The sequence below is a fragment of the Myxococcus sp. MH1 genome (assembly GCF_059738865.1).
The window spans coordinates 1,920,856-1,944,361 of record NZ_AP026947.1 but is presented as its reverse complement, the minus strand read 5'-3'; the positions used below and the strand labels follow the sequence as shown (position 1 = coordinate 1,944,361).

General features: G+C 71.4%; 20 protein-coding genes. 8 read left to right on the top strand and 12 right to left on the bottom strand.

Annotated elements, in window-relative coordinates:
* Nucleotides 1–291: 291 nt before the first annotated feature.
* Nucleotides 292–789, top strand: coding sequence for a DUF2058 family protein (locus AC6JA9_RS07970; protein ID WP_223746434.1), 498 nt, complete (start codon nt 292–294; stop codon nt 787–789).
* A gap of 78 nt (nt 790–867) precedes the next feature.
* On the opposite strand, the gene AC6JA9_RS07965 is transcribed toward AC6JA9_RS07970, so the two are convergent.
* Entirely contained in the window at nt 868–2,049 is a 1,182-nt protein-coding gene (locus AC6JA9_RS07965) for an acyl-CoA dehydrogenase family protein (protein WP_223746433.1), read from the bottom strand.
* A gap of 126 nt (nt 2,050–2,175) precedes the next feature.
* Here AC6JA9_RS07965 and AC6JA9_RS07960 point away from each other — a divergent pair, with 126 nt between their 5' ends.
* The gene (locus AC6JA9_RS07960) at nt 2,176–2,937 is read left to right on the top strand and encodes an SDR family NAD(P)-dependent oxidoreductase (RefSeq protein WP_223746432.1); all 762 of its coding nucleotides are present in this window, start codon (nt 2,176–2,178) and stop codon (nt 2,935–2,937) included.
* 204 nt (nt 2,938–3,141) lie between these two features.
* Here AC6JA9_RS07960 and AC6JA9_RS07955 read toward each other — a convergent pair whose 3' ends face one another.
* Nucleotides 3,142–4,968: a methyl-accepting chemotaxis protein gene (locus tag AC6JA9_RS07955; RefSeq protein ID WP_223746431.1), complete on the bottom strand. Its 1,827-nt coding sequence runs from the start codon at nt 4,966–4,968 to the stop codon at nt 3,142–3,144.
* 149 nt (nt 4,969–5,117) lie between these two features.
* The gene (locus AC6JA9_RS07950) at nt 5,118–5,864 is read right to left on the bottom strand and encodes a PP2C family protein-serine/threonine phosphatase (RefSeq protein ID WP_194869534.1); all 747 of its coding nucleotides are present in this window, start codon (nt 5,862–5,864) and stop codon (nt 5,118–5,120) included.
* Nucleotides 5,865–6,167: 303 nt separating this feature from the next.
* Here AC6JA9_RS07950 and AC6JA9_RS07945 point away from each other — a divergent pair, with 303 nt between their 5' ends.
* Nucleotides 6,168–7,223: a hypothetical protein gene (locus AC6JA9_RS07945; protein ID WP_223784860.1), complete on the top strand. Its 1,056-nt coding sequence runs from the start codon at nt 6,168–6,170 to the stop codon at nt 7,221–7,223.
* An 86-nt stretch (nt 7,224–7,309) separates the two neighbouring features.
* Here AC6JA9_RS07945 and AC6JA9_RS07940 read toward each other — a convergent pair whose 3' ends face one another.
* The 3 genes from AC6JA9_RS07940 to AC6JA9_RS07930 all read right to left on the bottom strand — a co-directional run bounded on the left by AC6JA9_RS07940 (nt 7,310) and on the right by AC6JA9_RS07930 (nt 10,807).
* The gene (locus tag AC6JA9_RS07940) at nt 7,310–8,614 is read right to left on the bottom strand and encodes a choice-of-anchor X domain-containing protein (RefSeq protein ID WP_370640319.1); all 1,305 of its coding nucleotides are present in this window, start codon (nt 8,612–8,614) and stop codon (nt 7,310–7,312) included.
* A gap of 21 nt (nt 8,615–8,635) precedes the next feature.
* Nucleotides 8,636–9,520, bottom strand: a complete 885-nt coding sequence (locus AC6JA9_RS07935; protein WP_223746429.1) for a hypothetical protein — start codon at nt 9,518–9,520, stop codon at nt 8,636–8,638.
* Between the two features lie 168 nt (nt 9,521–9,688).
* Nucleotides 9,689–10,807: an aminotransferase class I/II-fold pyridoxal phosphate-dependent enzyme gene (locus AC6JA9_RS07930; RefSeq protein ID WP_497959370.1), complete on the bottom strand. Its 1,119-nt coding sequence runs from the start codon at nt 10,805–10,807 to the stop codon at nt 9,689–9,691.
* Nucleotides 10,808–10,969: 162 nt separating this feature from the next.
* Here AC6JA9_RS07930 and AC6JA9_RS07925 point away from each other — a divergent pair, with 162 nt between their 5' ends.
* Together AC6JA9_RS07925 and AC6JA9_RS07920 are read left to right on the top strand one after the other, a co-directional pair.
* Nucleotides 10,970–11,440 (top strand): TlpA disulfide reductase family protein, encoded by a 471-nt coding sequence (locus AC6JA9_RS07925; protein ID WP_141332529.1) that lies wholly within the window; start codon nt 10,970–10,972, stop codon nt 11,438–11,440.
* A 21-nt stretch (nt 11,441–11,461) separates the two neighbouring features.
* Entirely contained in the window at nt 11,462–12,511 is a 1,050-nt protein-coding gene (locus AC6JA9_RS07920) for an SDR family NAD(P)-dependent oxidoreductase (RefSeq protein ID WP_223784859.1), read from the top strand.
* Nucleotides 12,512–12,531: 20 nt separating this feature from the next.
* Here AC6JA9_RS07920 and AC6JA9_RS07915 read toward each other — a convergent pair whose 3' ends face one another.
* On the bottom strand, nt 12,532–13,629 hold the full coding sequence (locus AC6JA9_RS07915) for an MJ1255/VC2487 family glycosyltransferase (protein ID WP_408891666.1): 1,098 nt from the start codon (nt 13,627–13,629) through the stop codon (nt 12,532–12,534).
* A gap of 75 nt (nt 13,630–13,704) precedes the next feature.
* Here AC6JA9_RS07915 and AC6JA9_RS07910 point away from each other — a divergent pair, with 75 nt between their 5' ends.
* The gene (locus AC6JA9_RS07910; protein WP_473566409.1) at nt 13,705–13,998 is read left to right on the top strand and encodes a hypothetical protein; all 294 of its coding nucleotides are present in this window, start codon (nt 13,705–13,707) and stop codon (nt 13,996–13,998) included.
* Nucleotides 13,999–14,135: 137 nt separating this feature from the next.
* Nucleotides 14,136–15,041 (top strand): LysR family transcriptional regulator, encoded by a 906-nt coding sequence (locus tag AC6JA9_RS07905; protein ID WP_046711496.1) that lies wholly within the window; start codon nt 14,136–14,138, stop codon nt 15,039–15,041.
* 7 nt (nt 15,042–15,048) lie between these two features.
* Here the strand turns inward: AC6JA9_RS07905 and rsmB are convergent, their stop codons facing one another.
* The 4 genes from rsmB to AC6JA9_RS07885 are packed head-to-tail and all read right to left on the bottom strand — an operon-like array spanning nt 15,049 to nt 18,983.
* Nucleotides 15,049–16,365, bottom strand: coding sequence for a 16S rRNA (cytosine(967)-C(5))-methyltransferase RsmB (gene rsmB / locus AC6JA9_RS07900; protein ID WP_267697713.1), 1,317 nt, complete (start codon nt 16,363–16,365; stop codon nt 15,049–15,051).
* Nucleotides 16,362–17,396 (bottom strand): type II 3-dehydroquinate dehydratase, encoded by a 1,035-nt coding sequence (locus AC6JA9_RS07895; protein WP_497959369.1) that lies wholly within the window; start codon nt 17,394–17,396, stop codon nt 16,362–16,364. The genes rsmB and AC6JA9_RS07895 overlap by 4 nt, the downstream gene beginning before the upstream one ends.
* A 41-nt stretch (nt 17,397–17,437) precedes the next feature.
* Nucleotides 17,438–18,373: a methionyl-tRNA formyltransferase gene (gene fmt / locus AC6JA9_RS07890; protein WP_074949816.1), complete on the bottom strand. Its 936-nt coding sequence runs from the start codon at nt 18,371–18,373 to the stop codon at nt 17,438–17,440.
* Nucleotides 18,374–18,401: 28 nt separating this feature from the next.
* Entirely contained in the window at nt 18,402–18,983 is a 582-nt protein-coding gene (locus AC6JA9_RS07885) for a hypothetical protein (protein WP_046711492.1), read from the bottom strand.
* A 107-nt stretch (nt 18,984–19,090) separates the two neighbouring features.
* Between AC6JA9_RS07885 and AC6JA9_RS07880 the strand changes: the two genes are divergently transcribed.
* The gene (locus AC6JA9_RS07880; RefSeq protein WP_141329901.1) at nt 19,091–20,683 is read left to right on the top strand and encodes a HEAT repeat domain-containing protein; all 1,593 of its coding nucleotides are present in this window, start codon (nt 19,091–19,093) and stop codon (nt 20,681–20,683) included.
* A 9-nt stretch (nt 20,684–20,692) separates the two neighbouring features.
* Here AC6JA9_RS07880 and AC6JA9_RS07875 read toward each other — a convergent pair whose 3' ends face one another.
* On the bottom strand, nt 20,693–22,804 hold the full coding sequence (locus AC6JA9_RS07875) for an FUSC family protein (protein WP_223784854.1): 2,112 nt from the start codon (nt 22,802–22,804) through the stop codon (nt 20,693–20,695).
* Between the last annotated feature and the right edge of the window lie 702 nt (nt 22,805–23,506).

Below are 23,506 nucleotides of genomic sequence, written 5' to 3'. Positions count from 1 at the left end.
TCGTCCCAGGACGGCGGACGTCCAGGCGGAAACCGTCCCCCACCCCGACGTGATGACCACCGGACATCCGGGGGTCCTCCGGCGCGGAGTGAGGAGCGGCCTCCCCGCGAGGGTGGCGGTCGTCCCGGTGGCGGCGGTGGCAGGCCGGGTGGCGGTCGTCCCGGTGGCGGCGGCTCGTTCCGTCCCAGCGGCGGTGGCGGCGGTGGCTCCTTCCGTCCCAGCGGCCCCCCCCAGCACGGCCGGCCGTCCTCCTCCGCTCCGCCCGAGCGGCCCATCCCGAAGCTGCCCCCCATGCCGGGCTCCAAGGCCTACCAGCGCGCGGAGTCCAAGCGTCAGGTGGAGCTGGACAAGGCGCTGCGCGAGCTGGTGATGGGCTCGCAGGTGGCCCAGGAGCCGGGCGAGACGGCGTTCTACTTCATGACCCGCAAGGGCAAGCTGCGCCGGATGGAGCTGACGCCGGAGCAGGCCAAGCGGCTGGAGGACGGCGAACTCGGCGTGGTGGAGCGTCCGGACCCCGCGCAAATCGAGCACGCGCTGGTGCCGGCCGCGGCGGCCGAGCAGATGTTCGCGCTCTCGAAGAAGGCGGTGCGCTTCCTCAACCGGAAGGACAGCCCCATCGGCTTCATGAACGACGAGGAGCTCAAGGCGCAGCAGGCGGCGGAGGCCGCTGGCACCGCGCCCGAGGTCTCCGACGAGCCCGAGGCCGAGGCCGCCCCCGAGGCGCCCCCCGCCGAGGCCGAGGCGTCCGCCGAGACGCCCAAGCCCGAGGGCGGCGAGAACCAGGGCTGACGTCAGGCCCCCGCGAAGCGCACGAGGCCCTCCCCTCTTCCCAACGGAACGAGGGGAGGTGCCTGGCGCGGAGGCCTTTCAGTCGAACGCGTCGAGGCCGGTGATGGCCTTGCCCAACACCAGCGTGTGCACCTCGTGGGTGCCCTCGTAGGTGAAGACCGATTCGAGATTCAGCATGTGGCGCACGGGCGGGTACGCGTCGGTGATGCCATTGGCGCCGTAGATGCTCCGCGCGACGCGGGCAATCTCCAGCGCGCTCTTCACGTTGTTGCGCTTGGCCAGGCTCACCATGACGGGCGTCACCTTGCCCTCGTCCTTGAGGCGCGCCACGCGCAGGCCCACCAGCTGCGCCTTCACGATGTCCTGGAGCATGTCCGCCAGCTTCTCCTGCGTGAGCTGGTAGCCGGCCACGGGCTTGCCGTGGAACGACGCGCGTGACAGCGCGTACTCGCGAGCCCCCTCGAAGCACGCGATGGCGGCGCCGGTGACGGCGAAGGCGATGCCCAGCCGCGCGTTGTTGAGGCACGACAGCGGACCGCGCAGGCCCACCACGCCGGGCAGCACGTTGCGCGCGGGGACTCGCACGTCCTGGAAGGACAGCTCGCTGGTAATCGACGCGCGCAGGGAGAACTTGCCGGGGATGTCCCGCGCGCTGAAGCCGGGCATGCCCTTCTCCACGAGGAAGCCGCGGACGGACTCGGGGCCGCCGTCGTCCGTCTTCGCCCAGACGATGGCCACGTCGGCGATGGCGCCATTCGTAATCCACGTCTTGGTGCCGTTGAGGACGTAGCCGTCGCCGTCCCTGCGCGCGCGGGTGCGCATGCCGCCGGGGTTGGAGCCGAAGTCGGGCTCGGTGAGGCCGAAGCAGCCGATGCTCCTGCCTCGCGCCATGGCCGGCAGGAAGCGCTCCTTCTGCTCGTCGCTGCCGTACGCGTGGATGGGGAACATGCACAGCGAGCCCTGCACGGACGCGAAGGAGCGCAGCCCCGAGTCACCGCGCTCCAGCTCCTGGAGGATGAGGCCGTAGCTGACGGTGTTCATCCCCGCACAGCCGTGGCCGTGCAGGTTCGCGCCCAGCACGCCCATCTCCGCGAGCTGGGGGATGAGGTGCACGGGGAAGGTGCCGTCGCGGAAGTGTCCGCCGATGATGGGGAGCACCTCGCGGTCCACGAAGGCGGCCACGGTGTCGCGCGCGGCCTTCTCCTCGGGGGACAGCAGGTCGTCGAGCCGGAACAAGTCCGTGATGTCCGCACGTGCCATGGCGCCGTCCTAGTGCCCGCCTCGGGGAGCGTCAAACGGGGCGAGGGCTTGTTGGCACTGACGGGCTGCGAAACGCAGGTGAAGACGTGCCCCTTGTCGACGCCGGGGGCGCTAGGCTCGCGCGCCATGACGACGACCCAGAAGACCGTGGTGGTGACGGGTGCGAGCCGGGGCATCGGCCGCGCCGTGGCGCTGTCCTTCGCGCGTGAGGGCTATCGCGTCTGGGCCCTGGCCCGCGCGGCGGATGCACTCGAGGCGCTCGCGAAGGAGGGCGGCGAGGGCGTCCGGCCGCTCGTCGTGGACGTGGCGAGCGAGGACGCGCTGATGGCCGCGACGAAGACCATCCTCGCGGAGGGCGCGCCCCGGGTGCTGGTGAACAACGCGGGCATCACCGTGTCCGCGCCGCTCACCAAGACGCGCACCGAAGACCTGGCGCGGGTGATGGCCATCAACGTGACGGCGCCCTTCATCCTCTGCCGGGAGCTGATGCCCGCCATGGCCAAGGAGGGCGGCGGCCGCGTCATCAACATCGGCTCCATGGCCGCGGTGCGCGGCATGAAGTACACGTCCGCGTACTGCGCCTCCAAGCACGCCCTCCTGGGCCTGACGCGCGCGCTGGCGGTGGAGTACGCCAAGAAGAACATCACGGTGAATGCGGTGAACCCGGGCTGGGTGGAGACGGACATGTTCTCCAACGCCACGGCGGCCATCACCCAGACGACGGGCCGCAGCGGAGAGCAGGCGCGCGAGGCGCTGGCGTCGATGAACGCCATGGGCCGCATCGTCCAGCCGGAGGAGGTGGCCGCGCTGTGCCTGTTCCTCGCCTCGGACGCCGCGGGCGCCATCACGGGCGCCGCGCACGCCATCGACGGCGGCGAGCTGGGCTGAGCGCCCGCGCCTCGGCCCCTCGTTCACGCACGGGGGCCGTCGCGCCTCACGCGGCCCGCCCGCGCCTCGCCAAGCGGAGCACCACGCCTCCGGTTGCGAGCGGTGGGGGTGAGCCGCTCCTCGTCCCGCCCATCAGCGGCCTCCCGCCTCGACGCACGGAGCAGCCCACAGGGGGGCGAGCCGCTCGACGGGCCTGCGGGCCCCTCAAATCTGGTAGCGGCCGACGATGGCGGAGAGCTCGCCCGACGCGGCGGAGAGCTGGATGGCGGCCTGCTCGCTCTCCGCCATGCGGTCGACAATCTGGTCCGCCACGTCCGCCATGGAGCTGAGCGCGGCGAACAGCTCCGCGATGCCCGCGTCCTGCTGGCGCACGGCGTCCGAGATGCTCTTCACCGTCTGGCCATTGCTCTGGATGATGCCGGCCAGCGAGCGCAGGCTCTCACCCGCCGCGCGCACCTGCTCCAGGCCACCCTCCACCTCGCGCGCGCCGCCCTCGCTGATGCGCACCGCGTCCGAGATGGCCCGGCCGATGTCGCCCAGGATGCCCTGCACCCGCGTCGTCGCGCCCGCGGACTGGTCCGCCAGCGAGCGCATGTTGCGCGCCACCACCGAGAACGCCCGGCCCTGGTCCCCGCTGCGCGCCGCCTCGATGGACGCGTTGAGCGCGAGCACGTTGGACTGGTCCGCCAGGTCCTTCACCGTGCGGGTGATGTCGCCCACCAGCCGCGTGCGCTGATGCAGCTCGGAGATGGTGCGGCCGATCTGCTCGACATGCGAGCGGATGTGCGTGAGCCCGCCCACGCTGCCGGACACCGCCGCCTCGCCCGCCTGACCGAAGCCGCTCGCCTTCTCCGCCTCGCGCTGAATCGTCTCCACCCGCTTCGCCGCCGCGCGCGAGCTCTCCTGGAGCTGCTGCGCCGCCAGCTGCGTCTCGTGCAGCGCCACCGCCTGCTGGGACACCGCCTCGTTCTGCACCGTCGCGGAGTCGGTGAGCTGCGACGCCGCGGCCTCCAGTTGCTCCGCCGAGCCCTTCAGCGCCATCAGCAGCGAGCGCAGCTGCACCATCATCTCCGCGAAGGACGACGCCAGCTGACCAATCTCATCCCGCGAGTGCACCTCCAGCGTGCCCCGGAAGTCGCCCTCCGCCACCACCCGCGCCGCCGCCGCCGTCAGCTCCCGCAAGGGGCCCGTCATCCGCCGCACCAACAGGAAGATGATGCCGCCGGCCGCCAGCGCCGTGAACAACCCCAACCCGACGATGAGCACCACCGCCGTGGTGAAGCGCGACGCCTCCGTGCTCTCGTCCCGCGCGAGCACCAGCTCCAGCCCCGCGCCCACCGGCTGACGCGCCACGCGGAAGCTCACGTCCTCCACCTCCACCCGTCCCTCCCCCTCCGCCGCGTCCACCGCCGCCAGCAACGCCTCCGGCGACACCGTGTCCACCGAGCGCGCCACCAGCCGCGAGCCCGCGTGCAGCACCAGCTCCACGCCCCGCTGGTTGCGCAGGTCCTTCAGCGGCGCGTCGTCGAACCGGCTGCCGAGCACCAGGTGCCCCACGCCGCGCCCGTCCACCTCCACCGGCCGGGACACCGCCCAGTACGGCGTCTCCCCCACGAACAGCACGCCCGGCGTGCCGGACTTCACCATCCCCACGAGCGCGGGCAGCGCGCCCGCGTACGAGCCCGCGACGAGCTCACCCTCGGGCCGGGTGATGAGCAAGAGCTCCACCGACACCAGCGCCTGCTGCTCCTTGGCGAAGGCCTGGAGCGCGGCGGAGTCCAACGTGGGCCCGGACAACAACTCCCGCAGCCGGGCGTTCGCCGCGGCGCTGCGCAGGAGGACCCGCAGCGTGCGGCCCTCCTGGGCCACCAGCCGGCTCCAGGCGGACTCGTCCTGGGTGAGGGAATGCGCCAGCTCCGTGTCCATCCGGGAGCGCAGCACGACGCCCGTGAACGTCACGCACAGCGCGGTGAGGACCAGGATGACCAGCGTGATGGCGGCGGTCAGACGAGCGGCGAGGCTGTGCGTCATGCGCTGCGATGTCGGACGAGAGGGGGAAGGGCCCCGGATGGGAGCGCCACCGGGAGGGCCCACCCTACCGCAACATCCGGGGATTTCGCAGTAAGGCGAGGATGACCCGGGAGCCCCCGGTTGACCCTCCCACCTTCACTGACGTGTTCTCACGCGTCGGCCACGCGCAGGACGACGGCGGTGATGTTGTCCTTGCCCCCCGCCTCGAAGGCATCCGCCACCAGCGCGTCGCAGACCTCACGCGCCGAGGACAGACACAGCCTGCGAGTCAGCCCCTCCAGGCCCAGCGGCTCGTAGAGGCCATCCGAGCACAGGAGGAAGACGTCGCCGGGCTGGGCATGCAGCCGCTGGAGCGTGGGCTCCGCGTTGTCGGTGCCCAGCGCCCGGGTGATGAGGTGCCGCCAGTTGGAGGCGCCGCCGGGGGGCTCCATGCCCACGTCGCGTAGCTCCTCGATGAACGAGTGGTCGCGGGTGAGCGACTCCAGCTGGCCACCCCGCAGGCGGTACAGGCGGCTGTCGCCGACGTGCACCACCGCCGCGCCGTCCCGCCCCACCGCGAGCGCCACCACCGTGGAGGCCATCTCCGCCAGCCGGCCCACCCGCTGAGCCCGCAGGTTGGCCTGGGCGAGCTGTGAGCACGCCGCCAACAGGTTCTCCTCGCGCGTGCGCCGGGGGTCGGCCACCTCCGGCCACGCCGCCTCGTGCTCCCGCTCCCATCGCTGGCCCAGGCCCGCGAACGTATCCACCACACAGCGGCTGGCGACCTCGCCGCCCTCCTGCCCACCCAGCCCATCCGCCACCACGTACAACCCCAGCTCCGGCAGGACACAGTAGGAGTCCTCGTTGTGGGGCCGGCGACCGATATGGGTCTGTCCCGCGCTCTCGAAACGCAGCATGACACCGCCTCCTCGGGCCCTCCCCCAGCAAGCGGGAGGCCAGCGCCCATCCCCAGGTGGGCACCCACTACGGATACCTCTCTTTGTGTGACGGCTGGGACCTGAGTGCCAGGGGACCTCGGCGCGCGCCCCGCACTCGTTCGCTGGCGGACGTTGCAAGCGCCCGGGGCTCGCGATTGTTGACCAGCCCAAGGGGGGTGCACCCCCCAGGTGATGGGCGCGCTCCCCCCGTCCCCTGGCAACTTCTCCGTGGGAGAACCGACAATACGGATGCAGCCCGTCGTGCGTCCCGGGAGGTGACAGATGACATCCATCCGCCGACTGTCCTCGAGCATCCTGTCGTCCCTGCGGCGCACGTCGCTGGACGCGGACGTGGGCTCCGTGGCGCCCACGAAGCCTGGCGAGTCGCTCGAGGCCGTGGAGAAGGTGCGCCGGGGGTTCTCCGACGAGAGTGACTTCCAGGTGGACGGCGCGGACGGCGCCGACGCGCTCCTCGCCTCGCTGGAGTCGGCGGACATGGAGCCGGGCGACACGCGCGAGCTGGACCACGCCGCCCTGCGCGTCTTCTCCGGTGAGAGTTCCTTCGAGGCCGCCGCGCCCCGCTACGCGCAGCGCCTGGGCTCGCAGCTTCCCTCGTCGCTGGGCGCGCCTCGCGACTCGGGCAACGCGGTGGGGCCGTCGTCGCGTCGCGGGGGCGCGAGCGTGCCGGATGCCTCGGACATCCTGTCGCCGGACGAGGCCGCGTGGGAGCTGCAGAACCTGGACACGTCCTCGCCCAGCGTGGATGCGCCGGAGGATCTGCTCTCCATGCTGGACCCGCCGGGCAACGCGTGGGGGCCGGTGCACCCGGCGCTCGACCTGCACATGGACGGGTTCGAGGACGCGGTGGGCGGCGCGGATGGACTGGACGCGGGGAGGTACGCGGCCGCGGAGTGGATGGACGCGTCGGTGCGTCCGGCGGGGCCGAGCGAGTTCCTCGCGGACCTGGATGACCTGGGCGACATGGTGCCGGAGGACATCGGCCCGGGGGACGCGGCGCTCGCGGGCGTCATGGGCTCGCTCGCGGCGAACCCCGCGGCGGCCAGCGTGCCCGTCAGCGCGGCGATGAGCGCGCAGGGCGTGGACGTGGTGGCGGAGTCGGTGGAGCTCCAGCCGGACGCGCAGCCCGTCGACACGGCGACGTCGCTTGATTCGTTTGCCTCGCCGGGCGTCGTCACCGAGGCCTCGGCCGAGGCGCTCTCGCAGCAGGTGGCGTCGCTCACGGAGCAGTCGGTCTTCGTCGAGCCCGCCGTGGCCCAGGCCGACCTCCTGGGCGAGCCCTCCGCCTCCGAGCGCGGCACGGAGCCGACCTCGACCTGAAGCTCGCGAACCGCCGCGTCACGCGCGGCCTCGAGCCCACCGGGCCGCTGGCGACGCCTGCCGTTCGCGGCAGGCCCGTCCCTCCCTCAAGGCCGCTTCTCGCTCGGCTCCTCGAAGGTGGCGTCGTACTCCCGCTGGGCCTCGTCCACCTGGCGCTGGTACTCGTCGATGTAGCGCAGGCGCTGCTCACCCTGCCACTCCGAGGGAGAGAACACGGACGACGGATACACCTGGGTGGTGTGCAGATAGCCACGCTTCGTGGCCATCAGCTCGCGGTCCGGGTCTCCGGACTCCTTGAGCAGGAAGCCCTCCACGTCGCGCAGCTGCAGCGGGAACGTGGGCGCGTCGTCGAGCACGAGCTTGCCGAAGACGGTCAGCTTCACCTCCCGCGCACCCTCTTTCAGTTCCTCGTTGAAGGACACGTGCGCGAAGGGCTCGCCGCTCTCGTCGTCCAGACGACCGGCGACGACGTACCGCCCCGCCTTGCGCACGTCGATGCCCAGGTACAAGGACAGCGAGCCATCCTCCACCACCTCGCGCACCTTGCCCGTGAGCACCGCGGGCGGCGTCGGCGTGTAGAGGATGTCCAGGAACGCCGACCCCTCCGCGCGCCCCGAGCGCACCTGCACGTCCACGCGCAGCGTGCCCGAGTACAGCGGGAAGCCCTGCTTCGACGGCTGGAAGCGCCCGGTGAAGACACCATCCCCCGCGAGCGCGTCACCCGCCGCGCCGTCGTCCGTGAAGGCCACCGGCACCGCGGGCATGCCCCCCGCGCCCGGCATGTGGTCGGCCTCGCGCGCGGTGGCGGACAGCACCTCGCACGGCCTCGGCGCGCGGTGCGCGTCCTCACAGGACACGGAGAAGAGCACCACCTCGTCACCCACCACGAACACCCGGTCCTGCTTGAGCCGCAGCTGCACGTCGGTGTGCTCGCGGCTCAGCGGACGCGTGCGCTCCGGCTCGGCGAGCACCACCTGGTCCGGATGGTCGCGGATGGAGCGGGACTGCGGCGGATATCGCGTGGAGGCCACGTACGACTCCAGCGTCTCCTTCGCCCGCGCCAGTCGCTCGGCCCACAGCTCCCGCCGGGCCAGGCGCTCGCGCTGCTCCAGGTTCACCACCGACACGTGCGTGCCCTGCGCATTCGGCGACGGCCCCTGTGCCAGCCCCACGCCGTCACCGATGCGCTCCATCCTGGACGCGGGGCCGGCCGGCGAGCCCCTCCAGGCGGCTTGCGCAGTGGCGGACGCCACGTCAGCGTCCCCCTGCCCGGACCTCACGCTCCATCGCCACCACGCCGCGCCTCCGAGCGCCAACGCAATCACCACGAAGCCCCCCCCGAGACGGCGCGGGAGGGAGACACGAGCGGACTCAGGGCGGGCGGGCATCATGCGTGCTTCGCGGCGACGTCCCTACTTCGCTTCCGCCACGACGGCCTCGCGAACCTTGGCGACGATGCCGCCCCAGTTCCCGTTGGCGTAGTGATTGAACGACTCGCCGTCGTCCCGCAGCTTCACGTCGTGGTTGAGCCACTTGGCCAGGCCGTTGCTCGTCTTCCCCGTGCCCGTGGTCAGCGTGCCGCCGCAGAACCAGTCACCGGGGTTGCACAGCGAGCTGCCGGCGCTGCCCGACACGCCGCCCGTCGAGTGGTACGCCACCGCCTCGTCGTCCTGGCCCGGCAGGAGCCCCGAGTACAGCGTGCCCTTGGAGGCCGCGTACATGTAGAACTTCACGTCCGCCGTGACGTTGTGGTTGTACATCGTGCGCGCCGTGGTGGTGACCAGGTCGCTCACCAGCGGCTCGCTCACCGCCCACTCGCCCAGGTCCGCCAGCTCGCTGCCGCCGCCGGCGCCGGACGCCACGCGCACCGAGCGGATGTTCCAGCCCGTCTGGGTGGAGCCGTCCGTGTTGCCACACACGCCGCTCGCGTTGGGCGACGCGTTCTTCTTGGTGCGCTGGCTCGTCCCATACATGGCGAGCGCATAGCCAATCTGCAAATCACCCGCGCTGTGTACGGCGATGTAGCACCAGTTGTTGCCCGTGCAGAAGCAGTCGAGCGCGTCGCGGATGCGCGCGTTCTGCCCGCCGATGCGCTCCTTGCCGTTCCAGTTCACCGCCTTCTTGTTCACGCCCGCCGCGGTGCCGGCCGGTCCCCAGTAGCTGAAGTCGGCGTAGTTGCCCGCCTGCGTGGTTCCACCGTTGCGTCCGTGAATCCACAGCGTGTAGTCGGTCGCGAAGGCCTGCGTACCGAACAACAGCGTTGCTGCGGCAACCGCCGTACCCATCAGCTTCTTCATCGTGGAACGCCTCCGGCTCGGAGTGGGGGAGCTGCCCGTCGGGTGGGGGACCGGACAGGGGAGCGTCCACTCTAGAGTCTCGGGGTGTAAAAGGTCGAGAACACGGAAACCGTGAACCCGGCGCAAAACCTGACGCAATGCGTCGCCCTCTGTCACACGTGTGTTGTCTCACCGGGTGTCGGAGACGAAGCGCTCCAGGCGTGACAGGGCTTCGGGCAGGCTGGTGCGCCCCAGGCCGAGACGGAAGTGATTGCCCGGGAAGTCATAGACGTCTCCGGGGAGCAGCAGCACGCCCTCGCGCTGGACGAGCGCGTCGGTGAAGTGCGCCACGGGCTGCTCTCGGAGCAGCCGCGGGAAGGCCACGCTGCCGGCGCGCGGACGCACCCAGTGGAACGTGTCCGCGTGGCGCGCGAAGAAGTCGTCCAGCAGGGCCAGGTTCGAGGCGAGCAGCGCGCGGCTCCGCGCCAGCACGCGCTCCTTGGCGCGCAGGGCGATGAGGGAGAGCACCTCGCTGGGGGCGCTGTTGCAGATGGTCGTGTAGTCCTTGTACGCCATGCACCGGCGCAGCACGTCCACGTCGCGGCAGGCGAGCCACCCCACGCGCAGCCCCGCGAGGCCGAAGGCCTTGGACATGACGCCCAGGCTGAAGGCGCGCGGCGACAGCGACACGGCCGCGGGCAGCCGCGCCGACGCGTCGTGCTCCAGCAGCCGGTACACCTCGTCGGAGAGCAGGTGGATGCCGCGCTCGTCGCACAGCGCGCACAGCGCCTGGAACGTGGCCAGGTCCGGCAGCGCGCCGGTGGGGTTGTGGGGGAAGTTCACCACCACCAGCTTCGTGCTCGGCGTGAGCGCGCGGCGAAGCGCCTCCACGTCGAACGCCCAGCCGTCATCCTCGCGCAGGGGCAGCAGCGTCACGTCGGCGCCGGTGGCGCGCGCCACCTCGTACAGGGACTGGTAGCCCGGCCAGGTGACGACGGCGTGGTCGCCTGGACCCAAGAGCACGTTCATCAGGATGAACACCGCCTCCTCGGCGCCCGCGAAGGTCAGCACCTCGTCCGACGACAGGCCCGGGTAGAGCGTGGCGATTTCGTCGCGCAGCGCGGGCAGCCCCGGGGCCTCCGTGTAGCCGAGCGTGAGCGCCTCCCAGCGCCCCAGCGCGTCCGGGTCGGCGAGCGCCAGCAGCTCCTTCATCTTCCAGCCCTCGATGTCGGAGGAGCACAGCGTGTAGGGCGCGGCGAACTCCCAGCGCGCGAAGTACCGCTCCAGCTTGAAATCGGGGATGCGCATGAGAGCGACTGTCTGCCCTCTCGGAGGGCCTGCCGTCCAGCGACAGCCGCGCCGGACGTTCTGCTCCGGGCAGGCGGCCGGCACCCCGGTCCGGGCGGGCGTTGGGGGATGCATAGCTTGAGGAGCGTCCCTCAAGTCCCAGCCCCTTTCGCGGGAGCCCGTATGCCCACGCATGACATTCCCCTCACCCTGTTGGACCCGGATGGCGGGTGGATCAACGCGCCCGTCCACGTCTCGGAGCTGGACGAGCTGCCGGTGCTCCTCCACTTCTTCTCGCTGGCCGAGGACGCGGACGCCAACGACTTCGCGTCCCTGCAGCGCTTCCTCGCGGAGTTCGGTCCGCGCGGGCTGAAGGTCATCGGCGTGGACGTCACCCACTCCGCCAGCGAGCTGCGAGACACCAACGCGGTGGAGGCCTTCGCGCGCGAGCACGGGCTGGTCTACCCCATCGCCGTGGATGACGGCTCCATGGCCCGCGCGTACGGCGTGAAGCAGACGCCCGCGTGGCTCGTCTTCGACGCGGACGGGCGGCTGCGCCACCACCTGTGCGGCAAGGACGCGGCCCGGCGCGTGCGCCCGCTGCTCGAGCGCTTCACCCAGTACGACACCTCGGCCGCGGCTCCCGCGCCCTGAAGGCTTCCCGGAGGTCACCTCATGGCGGACTGGCGCAAGAACAGGACGGCGGCGCGCTTCACCCCCGGCACGCTGGCGGCGGCCGGCATCGGCGCGGCGCTGGGGCTGCGCGGGCTCCTCAGACGCCCGCGCTATTCATTCGAGGGGCGCACGGTGCTCGTCACCGGCGGCTCGCGCGGGCTGGGGCTGGTGCTCTGCCGCCAGCTGGTGCGCGAGGGCGCGCGCGTGGCGCTGTGCGGCCGCGACACGCAGTCCCTGGAGCGGGCGCTCGAGGAGCTGGAGCGCGAGGGCGGCGAGGTGCTCGCGCTGCCGTGCGACGTGCGCGACTCCGTGCAGGTGGAGGCGATGGTGGGCGCGGTGCTGGAGCACTGGGGCGCGGTGGACGTGCTCATCAACAACGCGGGCACCATCCAGGTGGGGCCGATGGAGTCCATGACGGTGGAGGACTTCGAGGACGCGGTGGACACGCACCTGTGGGGCCCCCTGTACACGACGCTCGCGGTGCTGCCCGCGATGAAGCAGCGGCGCGAGGGGCGCATCGTCAACATCGCCTCCGTGGGCGGCAGGCTCAGCGTGCCGCACCTGTTGCCCTACTCCGCCAGCAAGTTCGCGCTGGTGGGCCTGTCGGATGGACTGCGCGCGGAGCTGCGCCAGGACGGCATCCGGGTCACCACCGTGTGCCCGGGCCTCATGCGCACCGGCAGCCCGCTCAACGCGCGCTTCAAGGGCCAGCACGAGGCGGAGTACGCGTGGTTCTCCATCAGCGACTCGCTGCCCGGCGTCTCCGTGAGCGCCGAGCGCTCCGCGCGCCTCATCCTGGACGGCTGCCGTCGGGGCGACGCGGAGGTGCTGGTGGGCGCGGCCGCGAAGCTGGGCGCGGTGGGCCGCGCGCTCGCGCCCGAGCTCACCGCCACGCTGCTCGCCTGGGCCAACCGGCTGCTCCCGCAGAGCAGCAGCCAGGACGCGCACCGAGGCGTCGACAGCCAGACGCCCCTCACCCGCTCCTGGCTCACCGAGCTGTCGCGCAGGGCCGCGGAGCGCAACAACAACCAGGACGTGCCCCTGCACTGACAGGGGCGCCGCGCGGGGCGTCAGTCCTGGGCCATCTCCATGGCCCAGTGCCCCCGGTGCTCGTACGCCAGGGCGAGCTGCTCCTCGAGCGCGGTGAGCATCTTCGTGTTGCCCTCCTGCTCGTAGCCCTGGAGCGCCTGCTGGCAGCGCGGCACGCGCGAAAGGAACTCCTTGAGCGCGTCCACCGTCAGCGTCTTCACGTACATCCCGTACCCCAGCTTCTCCAGGTACAGGGCGTTGATGATCTGCTCGAACTGGCCCTCCAGCGGGATGCTCAGCACGGGCTTGCGCAGGTAGACGGCCTCGCTCATCAGCGTGAAGCCGCCGCTGGCGACCACGCCGCGGGAGGTGCGCAAGTCGTCGATGAAGCCCTTCTCGCTGAACGGCCGGTACGTGAGGTTGCCGTCCACCAGGTCCTCGGTGAGGTCCCTTCGCAGCCCGTACACGCGGCAGGGGATGCCCGCGGCCTTGAGGATGTCCGGCAGCGCGGTGTTGGTGGTGGACGTCTGGTAGACGAGCAGGTGCTCGCCGGGCTCCGACCTCGCCTCGATGATTTCGGGCCGCAGGATCGACGGGGCCAGCGTGGTGCGGCGCTTGCGCACGGGCGGGTAGAAGAACGTCGTCACCAGGTAGTGGAAGGCGCCCGGCAGCTTCGCCTTCACGATGGCGCGCGAGGTCTCGAAGCTGTCCTCGTACCCGGCCAGCAGCGACGGCTCGTGCTGACAGCGGTTGATGACCTGCATGTTGTCCACGCTGATGACGGGCAGCCGGTGGGTGCGCGCGAACAGGTAGCTGAAGGACTCGAAGTCGCTGACGACGACGTCGGGCTTGAAGTCGTCCACCAGCTCGAAGTACTGGCGCACGTTCTGCGGCCAGCCCTTCACCGCGCCGGTGAGGTTCTGCAGCACCGTCTGCCACTTCTTCACCGAGTTGCCCTCGTACGCCAGGGTCAACCCCCAGATGCCGTGCACGTTCTGGAAGCGCCTGGCCAGGTAGTCCTGGGCCCGCCCGGAGACGACGATGTGGACCTCGTGCTTCTTCGTGAGCTCCTCGAGGAGCACGCGTGAGCGCGTCGCATGGCCCATGCCTTCGCCGACGACACCGTAGAGGATTCGCATGGTGCGCGAGCATACGCGGCCTGCCCCTCGCCCGTTGAGCCGCCCGCCGCTCGCGGCTATAGCTACCCTCCCACCATGCCCTCCGCTCCGCCGCCCCCTCCCAAGCCCTCGCTGCCGCGCGCCGCCGCGCTGGGGCTGGCCGGAGGGCTGCTCCTCGGGGGCCTGGGCCTCCTCGCCGCGGGCCTCAGGGGCCTGTTCGGCACGCTGGAGTGCGCGGGGCTGTCCGGCCCCGAGTGCGAGCTGCTCCAGCAGGCCACGCACGAGCTGGGCCGCTTCCAGAGCCTCGCGGGCGGCGCCCTCGTCGCCCTGGGCAGCGCCCTCTTCGTCCTGGTGCGTCGTCGCCCGCCCGTCCCGCCCCAGGCGCCTTGAGCACCAGCCCTCCGGGGCCCTCGTCCTTCTTTCGCCCGACAGCCGGCCGACTTGAAGGGTTAGCTCATTTGGCGGTGTGACGTAGGCTGACTAATTAATAGTGGCCAGGCCATTAGGTTCGGGAGTAGGGAGCGGCCATGCAGCTCGAGTCCCTGAAAATGTTCTGTGATGTGGTGGAGACCGGCTCCTTCTCGCGAGCGGCGCAGCTCAACCACGTCACGCAGTCGGCGGTGAGCCAGCAGATTCGCGCGCTGGAGAACCGCTACGAGCAGAAGCTCCTGTCGCGCAGCGCCCGGCAGGTGACGCCGACGCCGGCGGGTGAGCGGCTGTTCCGCGGCTGCAAGGAGATTCTGGCCCGCTTCGCGGAGGTGGAGCAGGAGATTCGCGAGCAGGCGACGGAGGTGGCCGGCACGAGCACCGTGTCCACCATCTACTCGGTGGGTCTGCACGAGCTCAACGCGGTGCAGAAGCAGCTGCTCAAGGCGCACCCCAAGGTCAACATGCGGCTGAACTACCGCCGCAACGACCAAGTCTACGACGACGTGATTCTGGGCGCGGCGGAGATTGGCATCGTCGCGTACCCGCAGCCGCGCGCGGGCGTGGACATCCTGCCCTTCCGCGACGACAAGCTGGCCGTCGTGTGCGCGCCGGGCCACGCGTTCGCCTCCAAGGCGAAGGTGAGCCTCACGGCGCTGTCGGGCGTGCCCTTCATCGCGTTCGACCGCGAGGCGCCCACGCGCAAGGCGCTGGACCGGCTCTTCCGCGAGAAGAACATCGACATCAACCCGGTGATGGAGATGGACAACGTGGAGACCATCAAGCGGGCGGTGGAGATGGGCCTGGGCGTGGCCATCCTCCCGGTGTCCACCGCGCAGGGCGAGGTAAAGGGCGGCTCGCTGGTGGCCAAGCCCTTCGCGGAGGGGCCCGTGTCGCGGCCCATCGGCCTGCTCATCCGCAAGGGCAAGTACCTGGACCGCGCCTCGGCGGCGGTGCTGGAGGCCTTCAAGGCGGCGGCGAACCTGCCCGCCACCGAGGAGGCCTGAGCGTCTCTCAGTAGAGCTTCCGGAGGCGCGCGGCGAAGAACCCGTCGAAGCCCTCCGGACCCGGCAGGGTCCTCAAGTAGGCCTGGGTGAGCGGCAGCTTGAGGCCCGGCAACACGGGCGGCTCCGCCGTCCACTCCGGGTGGCTGCGCAGGAACATCTCCACCTGGTCCTGCCCCTCCTGCGGCTCCATGGTGCACACCGCGTAGACGAGCAGCCCGCCCGCCGGCACCGACTCCTGGCAGTTCTCCAGGATGCGCCGCTGCAGCGTGGCCAGCCGCGAGAGGTCCTCCTCCTTGCGGCGGTAGCGCAGCTCCGGGTGACGGCGCAGCGTGCCCAGCCCCGAGCACGGCGCGTCCACCAGCATCGCGTGGAACTCGCCCCACGCCTCCGGGAACGGCTCCGCCGCGTCGTGCGCGTAGGCCTTCAAGCGCGACGTCAGGCCCAGGCGCTTCGCCTCGCCGTCGATCTTCCTCAGCTTGTGGGCGTGCAGGTCCACGGCGACGACGTCGTGCTCCTGCGCCAGGTGACAGGACTTGCCACCGGGGGCGGCGCATGCGTCCAGCACGCGGGCGGACGCGGGGATGGCGCCGTACACGCCGACGAGCTGGGCGGCCTCGTCCTGCACCTGCCACAGGCCCTCCGAGTAGCCGTAGACGTCCTCCACGCGGCCCACCGGCGGCAGGATGATGCCCACGGGGGACACGGTGGCGGCCTTCGCGTCGACGCCCACCTCCTGCAGCTGGGTGAGCAGCGCGTCGCGCGTCACCTTCGCGGTGTTGGCGCGGATGACGACGGGCGGGGACTGGTTGTCGGCCACCAGCATGGCCTCGGCGCGCTCGCGGCCGAACTGGCGCAGCCAGCGCTCCACCAGCCACTGCGGATGGCTCTCGCGCACGGACAGGTGGTGGGCCACGTCGGACGGCGACGGCAGCGGCGGCGAAGGCAGCTCCGCGAGCTTGCGCAGGATGGCGTTGGTGAAGCCCGCCGCGCGGGTGAGGCCGACCTCCTTGAGCGCCTGCACCGTCTCCGCCACCGCGGCGCGAGCGGGCACGCGGGTGTGGAAGATTTGATAGGCGCCGATGCGCAGGGCCGCGAGCACGCGGTCCTCCATGGCGTCCAGCTTGCGGTCGGCGAAGCGGGTGATGGCGTAGTCGAGCGCGAGCTGCCGGCGGGTGGCGCCGTAGGTCAGCTCCGTGGCGAGGCCCGCGTCGCGCGGGTCCTTGGGCGGTGACTCGGACAGCATCGTGTCCAGCACCACGTTGAGGTAGGCGTCCGTTGCGCGGACGCGCGCCAGCACGAGGATGGCGAGAGCGCGGGGATTCATCCTTCGTCGAGCCGGGTCATCAGGTCCACGAGCTGCTCATCGGAGAGCCGCGTCGAGGGAAGGTGGGACAGCGTGAGGCGCTGGAGCTGCTCCTCGAGCACGGCCCGCTGGCCCTGCTCCGCGGGCAGTCCGCGCTGGAGGGCCTCATAGCGGGAGCGCGCCCAGGAGGCCAGCTCCGCGGCGGTGAGCCGGCCCGCGAGCCGGTCGGAGATCTTCTGGTGCACCAGCGCCCGCGTGAGCAGGTCCGTCGTCACCGAGGCGGACTTCGTCCCCCGCCCCAGCGTCTTGCCGCCCTTCGACTCGGGGGCGTCGTCCTTCGCCGAGGACGGCTTGCGGCCCAGCGTCTTGCCGCCCTTCGATGCCGGCGCGTCGTCCTCGTCCGAGGACGCCTTTCGCCCGAGCGTCTTGCCGCCCTTGGGCTCCGGAGCGTCATCCTCGTCCGAGGAGGCCTTGCGCCCAAGGCTCTTGCCGCTCTTCGACGCGGGCGCATCCGCCTCCGAGTCCTTGCGCCCCAGCGTCTTGCTCGGAGCGAGCGCCAGCGCCTTCGCGGGCGCGCCCTTGGACTTCCTCGGGGACTGGACGATGTCATCGTCACCGTCGGGCGCCTTGCTCGCGCTCCCGGGCGTGAAGACGCCGCTGGCGAAGGTCTCCAGCGCCTCCAGGTACGGCTCGAAGCCGCCGGCCCCGTGCACCTGGAGGACACACGCCTCGGCCACCACGGACTCGCGCGCGGGCGGCCGCAGCATGACCTCGATGGCGGGCAGCCCCACCGACTCCAGGCCCTCCTTGAGCGCGTACGAGCCGAACAGGCCCGCCGGATTGACGAGGACGCCGTCCACCTTCTCGCGGTGGGCGGCGAGCGCGTCCAGCAGCGCGCCCTCGTGGTTGGACTGGAGGACGGTCAGCTCCATCCCCAGCGACTTCGCGCGCGCCTTCAGCGCGGCATCCAGGTCCGACAGCCCGCGCCCGCCCTCACGCACGCCCAGCAGGTTCAGGTTCGGCCCGTGCAACACCAGCAGTCTCATACCCATGCGCCTGTACTCGAAAGAGTCCGTCTCGTCGTGGCCATCGACTAGGTGCCGAACGGCTGGCTGCCCACGGCCAGCTTGTGGCCCGTGAGGAACTCCGCCGCCTTCATCACCCGCTTGCCTTCCAACTGGATGTCCAGCAGCACGAGCGAGCCCTCGCCGCACGCCACCTCGATGCCCTCCGCGCCCGCGGACAACACCGTGCCCGGCGCGCCCTTCCCCTGCGCCACCTTCACGCGGTGCACCTTCACCAGCTTGCCGCCCATCGACGTGAACGCCCCGGGCCACGGCGTGAAGGCGCGCAGCCTGCGCTCCAGCGCGATGGCGGGACGGGTGAAGTCCAGCTTCCCCTCCTCCTTCTCGATGATGGGCGCCAGCACCACACCCTCCGAGGGCTGGGGCACCGGCTTGAGCGCCCCGCTCAGGTACGCCGGCAGGAACTCGCGCAGCACCTCGCCGCCCAGCGCGGCCAGCTTCGGGTACATGGTGGCGCTCGTGTCCTCGGGGCCGATGGGCAGGCGCTTCATCGCGAGCACGGGGCCGGTGTCCAGGCCCTCGTCCATCACCATCAGCGACACGCCCGTCTCGGTGTCCCCGTGCGCGATGGACCACTGGATGGGCGCGGCGCCCCGGAAGCGCGGCAACAGCGAGCCGTGCACGTTGACGCAGCCCTTGGGCGGCAGCTCCAGGATGTCCTTGGGGAGGATGCGGCCATAGGCCGTCACCACGCAGACATCCGGCGAGAAGCGGCGCAGCTCCTCGACGAACGGGGGCGTGCGCAGCTTGGCCGGCTGGAACACGGGCACGCCGCGCGCGACGGCCAGCTCCTTCACCGGCGGCGCCGTCACCGTGTTGCCGCGCCCCTTGGGCTTGTCCGGCTGGGTGACGACGGCGACCACGTCGCCCAGATCGAAACAGGCTTCGAGCGATGACACGGCGAAATCCGGCGTGCCCATGAAGACGATGCGGGGTCTGCTCATGTTGTTCGGGCTCTCCTCGGGGCAGGCTTCAAGCCACGGACTTGAAGGTGCTCGCGGTGGGATTGTCCACTGCTTGACGCTTGCGCGTGCACAGCGCGGACAGGGTTTCCAGCGCCTCGCGCGCCTCGGGGGTGGTGGCCACCGGCTTCAACGCGGCCAGGGCGCCCTCCAGGGCGTGCGCCTCGTCCGCCTCGCGCTGGCGGATGCGGTCCACCGCCTCGCTGAAGCGGTCGAAGAAGCGCTTCAATTCGTCCTTCTTGCGCAGGGGCCGCAGCCGGGGATAGCGCCCGGCGGCCAGCGCGGCGACATACAGGCTCATCACATGGACGGGGCCCGCCACCCGATGGGTGAAGAGCAGGCCGAACAGGCCCAACAGCGCCCCCAGCCCCACCGAGCCCAGCACGGTGAGCCACATGATGGAGTCACCCGCTTCCACGCCGGAGTCCACCGAGGAGGCATGGAGCCGGTACGCCAGGGCTCCGAACACCGCCACGCTGCCCGCACCGATGCCAGCCAGCAGAAGGATGTACTTGAGCTGGAATTCCCGGTCGAGCAGGTAGGTCCGTCGGGTGTAGCCCGGGCGCGGCGCCTTGTGAGTGTCGTCGGACATGTCGTTGACCAGCGTACCCCAGGTGACCTGGGTGGTTTGCTTCCTTCGTGACAGGAGGTTTACGACTGCCGACAGGACAACCCCGCAGACGACGCCCAGGAGCCTCGATGAGCCGCCCCCTCGCAGCGTGGTGTGTTGCCGCTGTTCTCTGTTTTGTCGCCTGTAAGTCGGACCCGAACTCGCCCGACTACTGGGCCGGGACGCTCCAGCAGACGCGGCGAGCCGAGGACCGGGTGCGCCTCATCGAGGCGATGCGGACGAAGACGAAGGTCAACGAGAGCTTCCTGCCCATGCTGCACGAGGCGCTCTCGCAGGAGCGCAAGCCCGAGGTGAAGGCGGCGCTGGCCCGCGCGATTGGCGACGTGCACCACGCGTCGTCGGTGGAGGCGCTGTCGGCGGCCATCGACCCGGCGGCGGGTGACATGTCCTCGCAGCTGGCGAACAAGGCGATGGTGACGGCGCTGGGCGCCATCGGCGACGTGCGCGCCGTGCCCGCGCTGGTGCCGCTGTTGAGGGCCAAGGACACGTACGCGCGCATCGAGGCCATTCAAGTCCTGGGGAGCATGAAGGCGAAGGAGGCGGTGGAGCCGCTCATCGTCCTGGCCACGGACGAGGGCGTGGAGCCGTTCCTCAACAAGAAGGCCATCGAGGCGCTGGGCCACATCGGTGACGGCCGCGCGGCGCCGGCGCTCATCCGGATGCTGACCAAGGAGCGCAAGGGCAAGTCCTTCTACGTGGAGAGCAGCTTCGCGCTGTTCCAGCTGGGCCAGCCCGCGGCGGACGCGCTGCTGCCCGCGCTGGAGGGGCGTGACGCGGAGCTGCTCGCGTGGGCGAAGACGAACGGCGTCAACCCGGCCAGCTACCCGATGAAGGCGGCGACGGTGCTGGGGGATTTGCGTGAGAAGCGCGCGGTGGAGCCGCTGCTCAAGCTGCTGTCGTTCTCGCACTCGGACGTGCAGATCCAGGCGCTGGTGCGGATGCAGGCGGCGGACGCGCTGGGCCGCCTGCGCGCGACGGAGGCGGTGAAGCCGCTGACGACGCTGGTGCTGGAGACGGACCCCACGGTGCGTGACGCGTACGTGAAGGCGCTGGTGCGGCTGGGCGGCCGCGACGCGCTCCCCGCGCTGGAGAAGGCCGCGGGCACGGGTGACTGGTATGCGCGCGAGGTGGCGGTGAAGGGGCTGGCGATGTTGGGTGACGCACGCGAGCAGCCCATCCTGCAGAAGCTGGCCACCGGTGAGCCGGCGCGCACCGCGGCCGACTGCAAGGCCACGCAGGAGGAAGGCTGCGAGGACGCGGCGGGGCTGGGCAAGAAGCGCGCGGATGAAATCACCGCGCACGCGGCGCTGCTGGAGGCGGGTCAGGCGTGCACGGGCAACGCGGGCTGCTGGGTGCAGCGCATGGACAAGGCGACCAAGCCGATGATGGAGCGCGCGGCGCTGGAGGTGGGGCGCGCGGGCTCGGCGGAGCACGCGCCGGCGCTCGCCGCGAAGCTGTCCGAGCGCGACACGGAGGTTCGCCTGGCGCTCATCCTCGCCATGGGGTGGTTGGTGGACGGCTCGCAGGACGCGGCGAAGAAGGTCCGCGAGACGTCGCTGCCGGACCTGCGCAAGCAGCTCCAGGCCGAGCAGGGCGTCACGCAGTACGCCAGCGTCAACGAGGACCTGCGCCGGCTGCTGGCGCGCATCGAGCGGACCTGATTCGAGGACTCACCCCGTGAGCTGCGGCGCCGCGCGCACCGTGGCCTTGTGAAGCACGGTGAGCTGACGCACCAGCCGGTCCATCTGGGTGCGGGAGAGCACGTCCAGGCCCTCCTGCGCCGCGGACCGGGGCAGCGGGGACGGTGCGCGGCGGTGCTCCACGGCGAGCGCCAGGTCCTCGAGCACGTTGCCCGCGTAGCCAATGACGGGCGCCAGGTCCTTGCGCCCCTGCCGACTGGCGGCGAGCGCCGTCACCGCCGAGCCGAAGCGCCGGGCATACGCGAGCAGCGCCATGGCGGGCTCGAGCTGGTGTGAGGAGCCGCGCCACTCGGAGAGCAGCCGCTGGAAGGAGGCCTCCGCGGACAGCAACTGGAGGCCCAGCTTGCGCCGCGCCTCGCGCACCTGGGGCTCCGCGTCCGAGCGCGCGGAGGCCACGCTCAACAGGTAGTCGCGGTCGGCGCGCAGCGCGTTGGCCACCTCCTCCGGGAAGCGCGAGTGCTCGGGGCTGGGCCACAGGAGCCACGCGCCCACCAGGGCCAGCACGCCGCCGAGCAGCGTGTTGATGACGCGCACTCCGGCCAGCTCCCAGTCTCCGGTCTGGATCTCCGCGAGCAGCACCAGCGCGGGCGCGAGCAGCACCTGGAAGGCCGCGAGGCTCATGGGCTTCACGGCGATGGCCACGGCGAAGAACGCCATGATGGCGCCGAGCAGCACCACCGGGTCCCTCACGAGCGCCACCAGCCCCGCCGCCAGCGCGCCACCGAGCAGCGTGCCCGCGGCGCGCTGCACCCCGCGCTCGAAGGTCATCCCCGAGTAGGGCTGGAGTACGACGATGACGGTGATGATGACCCAATAGCCGTGATTCAGCCCGAGTCCGCGCACGAGCGCGGTGGCGAGCGCGGCGGTGATGCCCAGGCGAATCGCGTGGCGGAAGATGACGGAGTCGGTGCCCCAGTTGTCGCGCAGGGGCTCGAGCAGGGGACGGCTCCGCGCCGACGCGGGATGCGGCCCCATGGGCAGGTCCGACTCGACGGGGCCGCCGTCCTCCAGGTGGTTGGCCACCTCCAGCAGGGCCTCCGAGTATTCGCGCAGACGGACCAGCAGGGCCTCCGCATGTGAGTACGCGGCGCGCGCGGAGTCGGGCAACCGGCCCTCGGTGACAAGGGACGCGAGCGCGCGACGGACCCGGTCCGTGCTCCAGACCGAGGACTCCACCTCGCGCTTCTCCTGTTCCAGCGCACGGGCGATGTGCAGGAGGTCCCGCGAGTGGTCCGCGAGCGCTCGCTGAATCTCGGCGCGCAGGGCGTGGAAGCGAGGCTCGCGGGGCGCGAGCTCCAGGGTCTCCGGCAGCGCGACCAGCATCGCGAGCAGCGCGTCCGCGCCTTCGAGCAACACGAGCAGGTGCTCACCCCGGTTGCTCTCACCCGCGCGGTTGCGGCGGGTGGAGGCCAGCACGCTTCGCGCGTCCTCGAGCGACATGCGCACGCGCGACTCCCAGTCGACGACCTCCACCAGGTTGGCGGGGGGAGGCGGACCCTCGAGTGGCCAGCGACCGACCTCCTCGGCGCGGGAGGCCAGCGCGCGGTAGCAGCGGGAGATGGCGAGGCGCGCGGGGCGATAGGGGCGCAGCGGCCAGAGCACCAGCGCGAGCATCATGGCCCACAGGCCACCGAGGATGAACAACCCGGAGCGGGACAGCGCGTCGGCGAAGCCCTGCGCGGGCAGCGCCAGTGAGACCACCGTGTAGTTGGCGAGCACCACGCCCATGAGTCCGGGGGTGTCGCCATAGGAGCGCGCGAAGCCGCACGCCGTCACCCAGGCGAGGGTGAGCAGGACATCGGCCCAGTCGGGGAGCTGCAGCGCGGACACGAGCCCCATCACCGCGCCCAGGAGCGTCATCGCGCCCATGTTGATGGCCCTGTCGCGGTAGGGACCGCCGCGGTCCACGAGCGTGACGAAGAGGCCCGCCATGCCCACCCACGTCACGGCGGGCAGGTGCTGGGTGGCGGCGACCACCATGGGCAGGCCCACCGCGAGCGCCGCGCGCAGGCCCGCACCGAGCGCGGGGCGCACGGGCTCCACCCGGACGAACGACTCCAAGTGGCGCCGGAACACATTCATGGACCTCGCGACTCCCTCATCACGCCCCTCCACGCCACATCCCCGGAGTAACGCCCGGGCACAACGCCCGCCATGCGAGGCGACGAGCGCCATCGCCCCATACGTGAGGCATCGATAAGCCACGGAGATGAGGAACGCCGTGCGGACGAGCGCTGCGCGGTCCAACGCACGTTCCGTTCAAGCCCCCTGCGCCCATCCGGCTCCGCCATGGCCGGATGGCGCGTCGAGAGGAACAACATCCACCGACAACCTCCCGCAGTCGCGGTGTCCCCGCTTGTCCAACGTGTGACGAGAGAGAGGCCACCGCCGAACCACCCGGGCAGCGCCATCGCGCCTGTCCGTCCCGTCGCTTGCGTGGAGGCACCTGGACGGCTCGCACACCACCACTGAATGCAGTAGGGCGAGCCCGAATGCGAAGCACTCGCGCCGCCCGACGCATCCTCTTCACCCGGACACGTCACGCAGGGGACTCGCGCCGCACCCGTCCTTCTCATCGCACGCGCGGAGGCGCCCGGGCCGCTCGCACCCCGCCACTTCACGCAGTGGGGCGAGCCCCCATGCGAGGTACTTGCGCTGCCCGACGCGCCCTCTTCACTGGGACACGCCACGCGGCGCCCTCGCGCCGCACCTGTCCATCCCATCGCTTGCGCGGAGACACCTGGACAGTCCGCGCACCGACGCAGCCCCCAGAAGCGCGCGCCC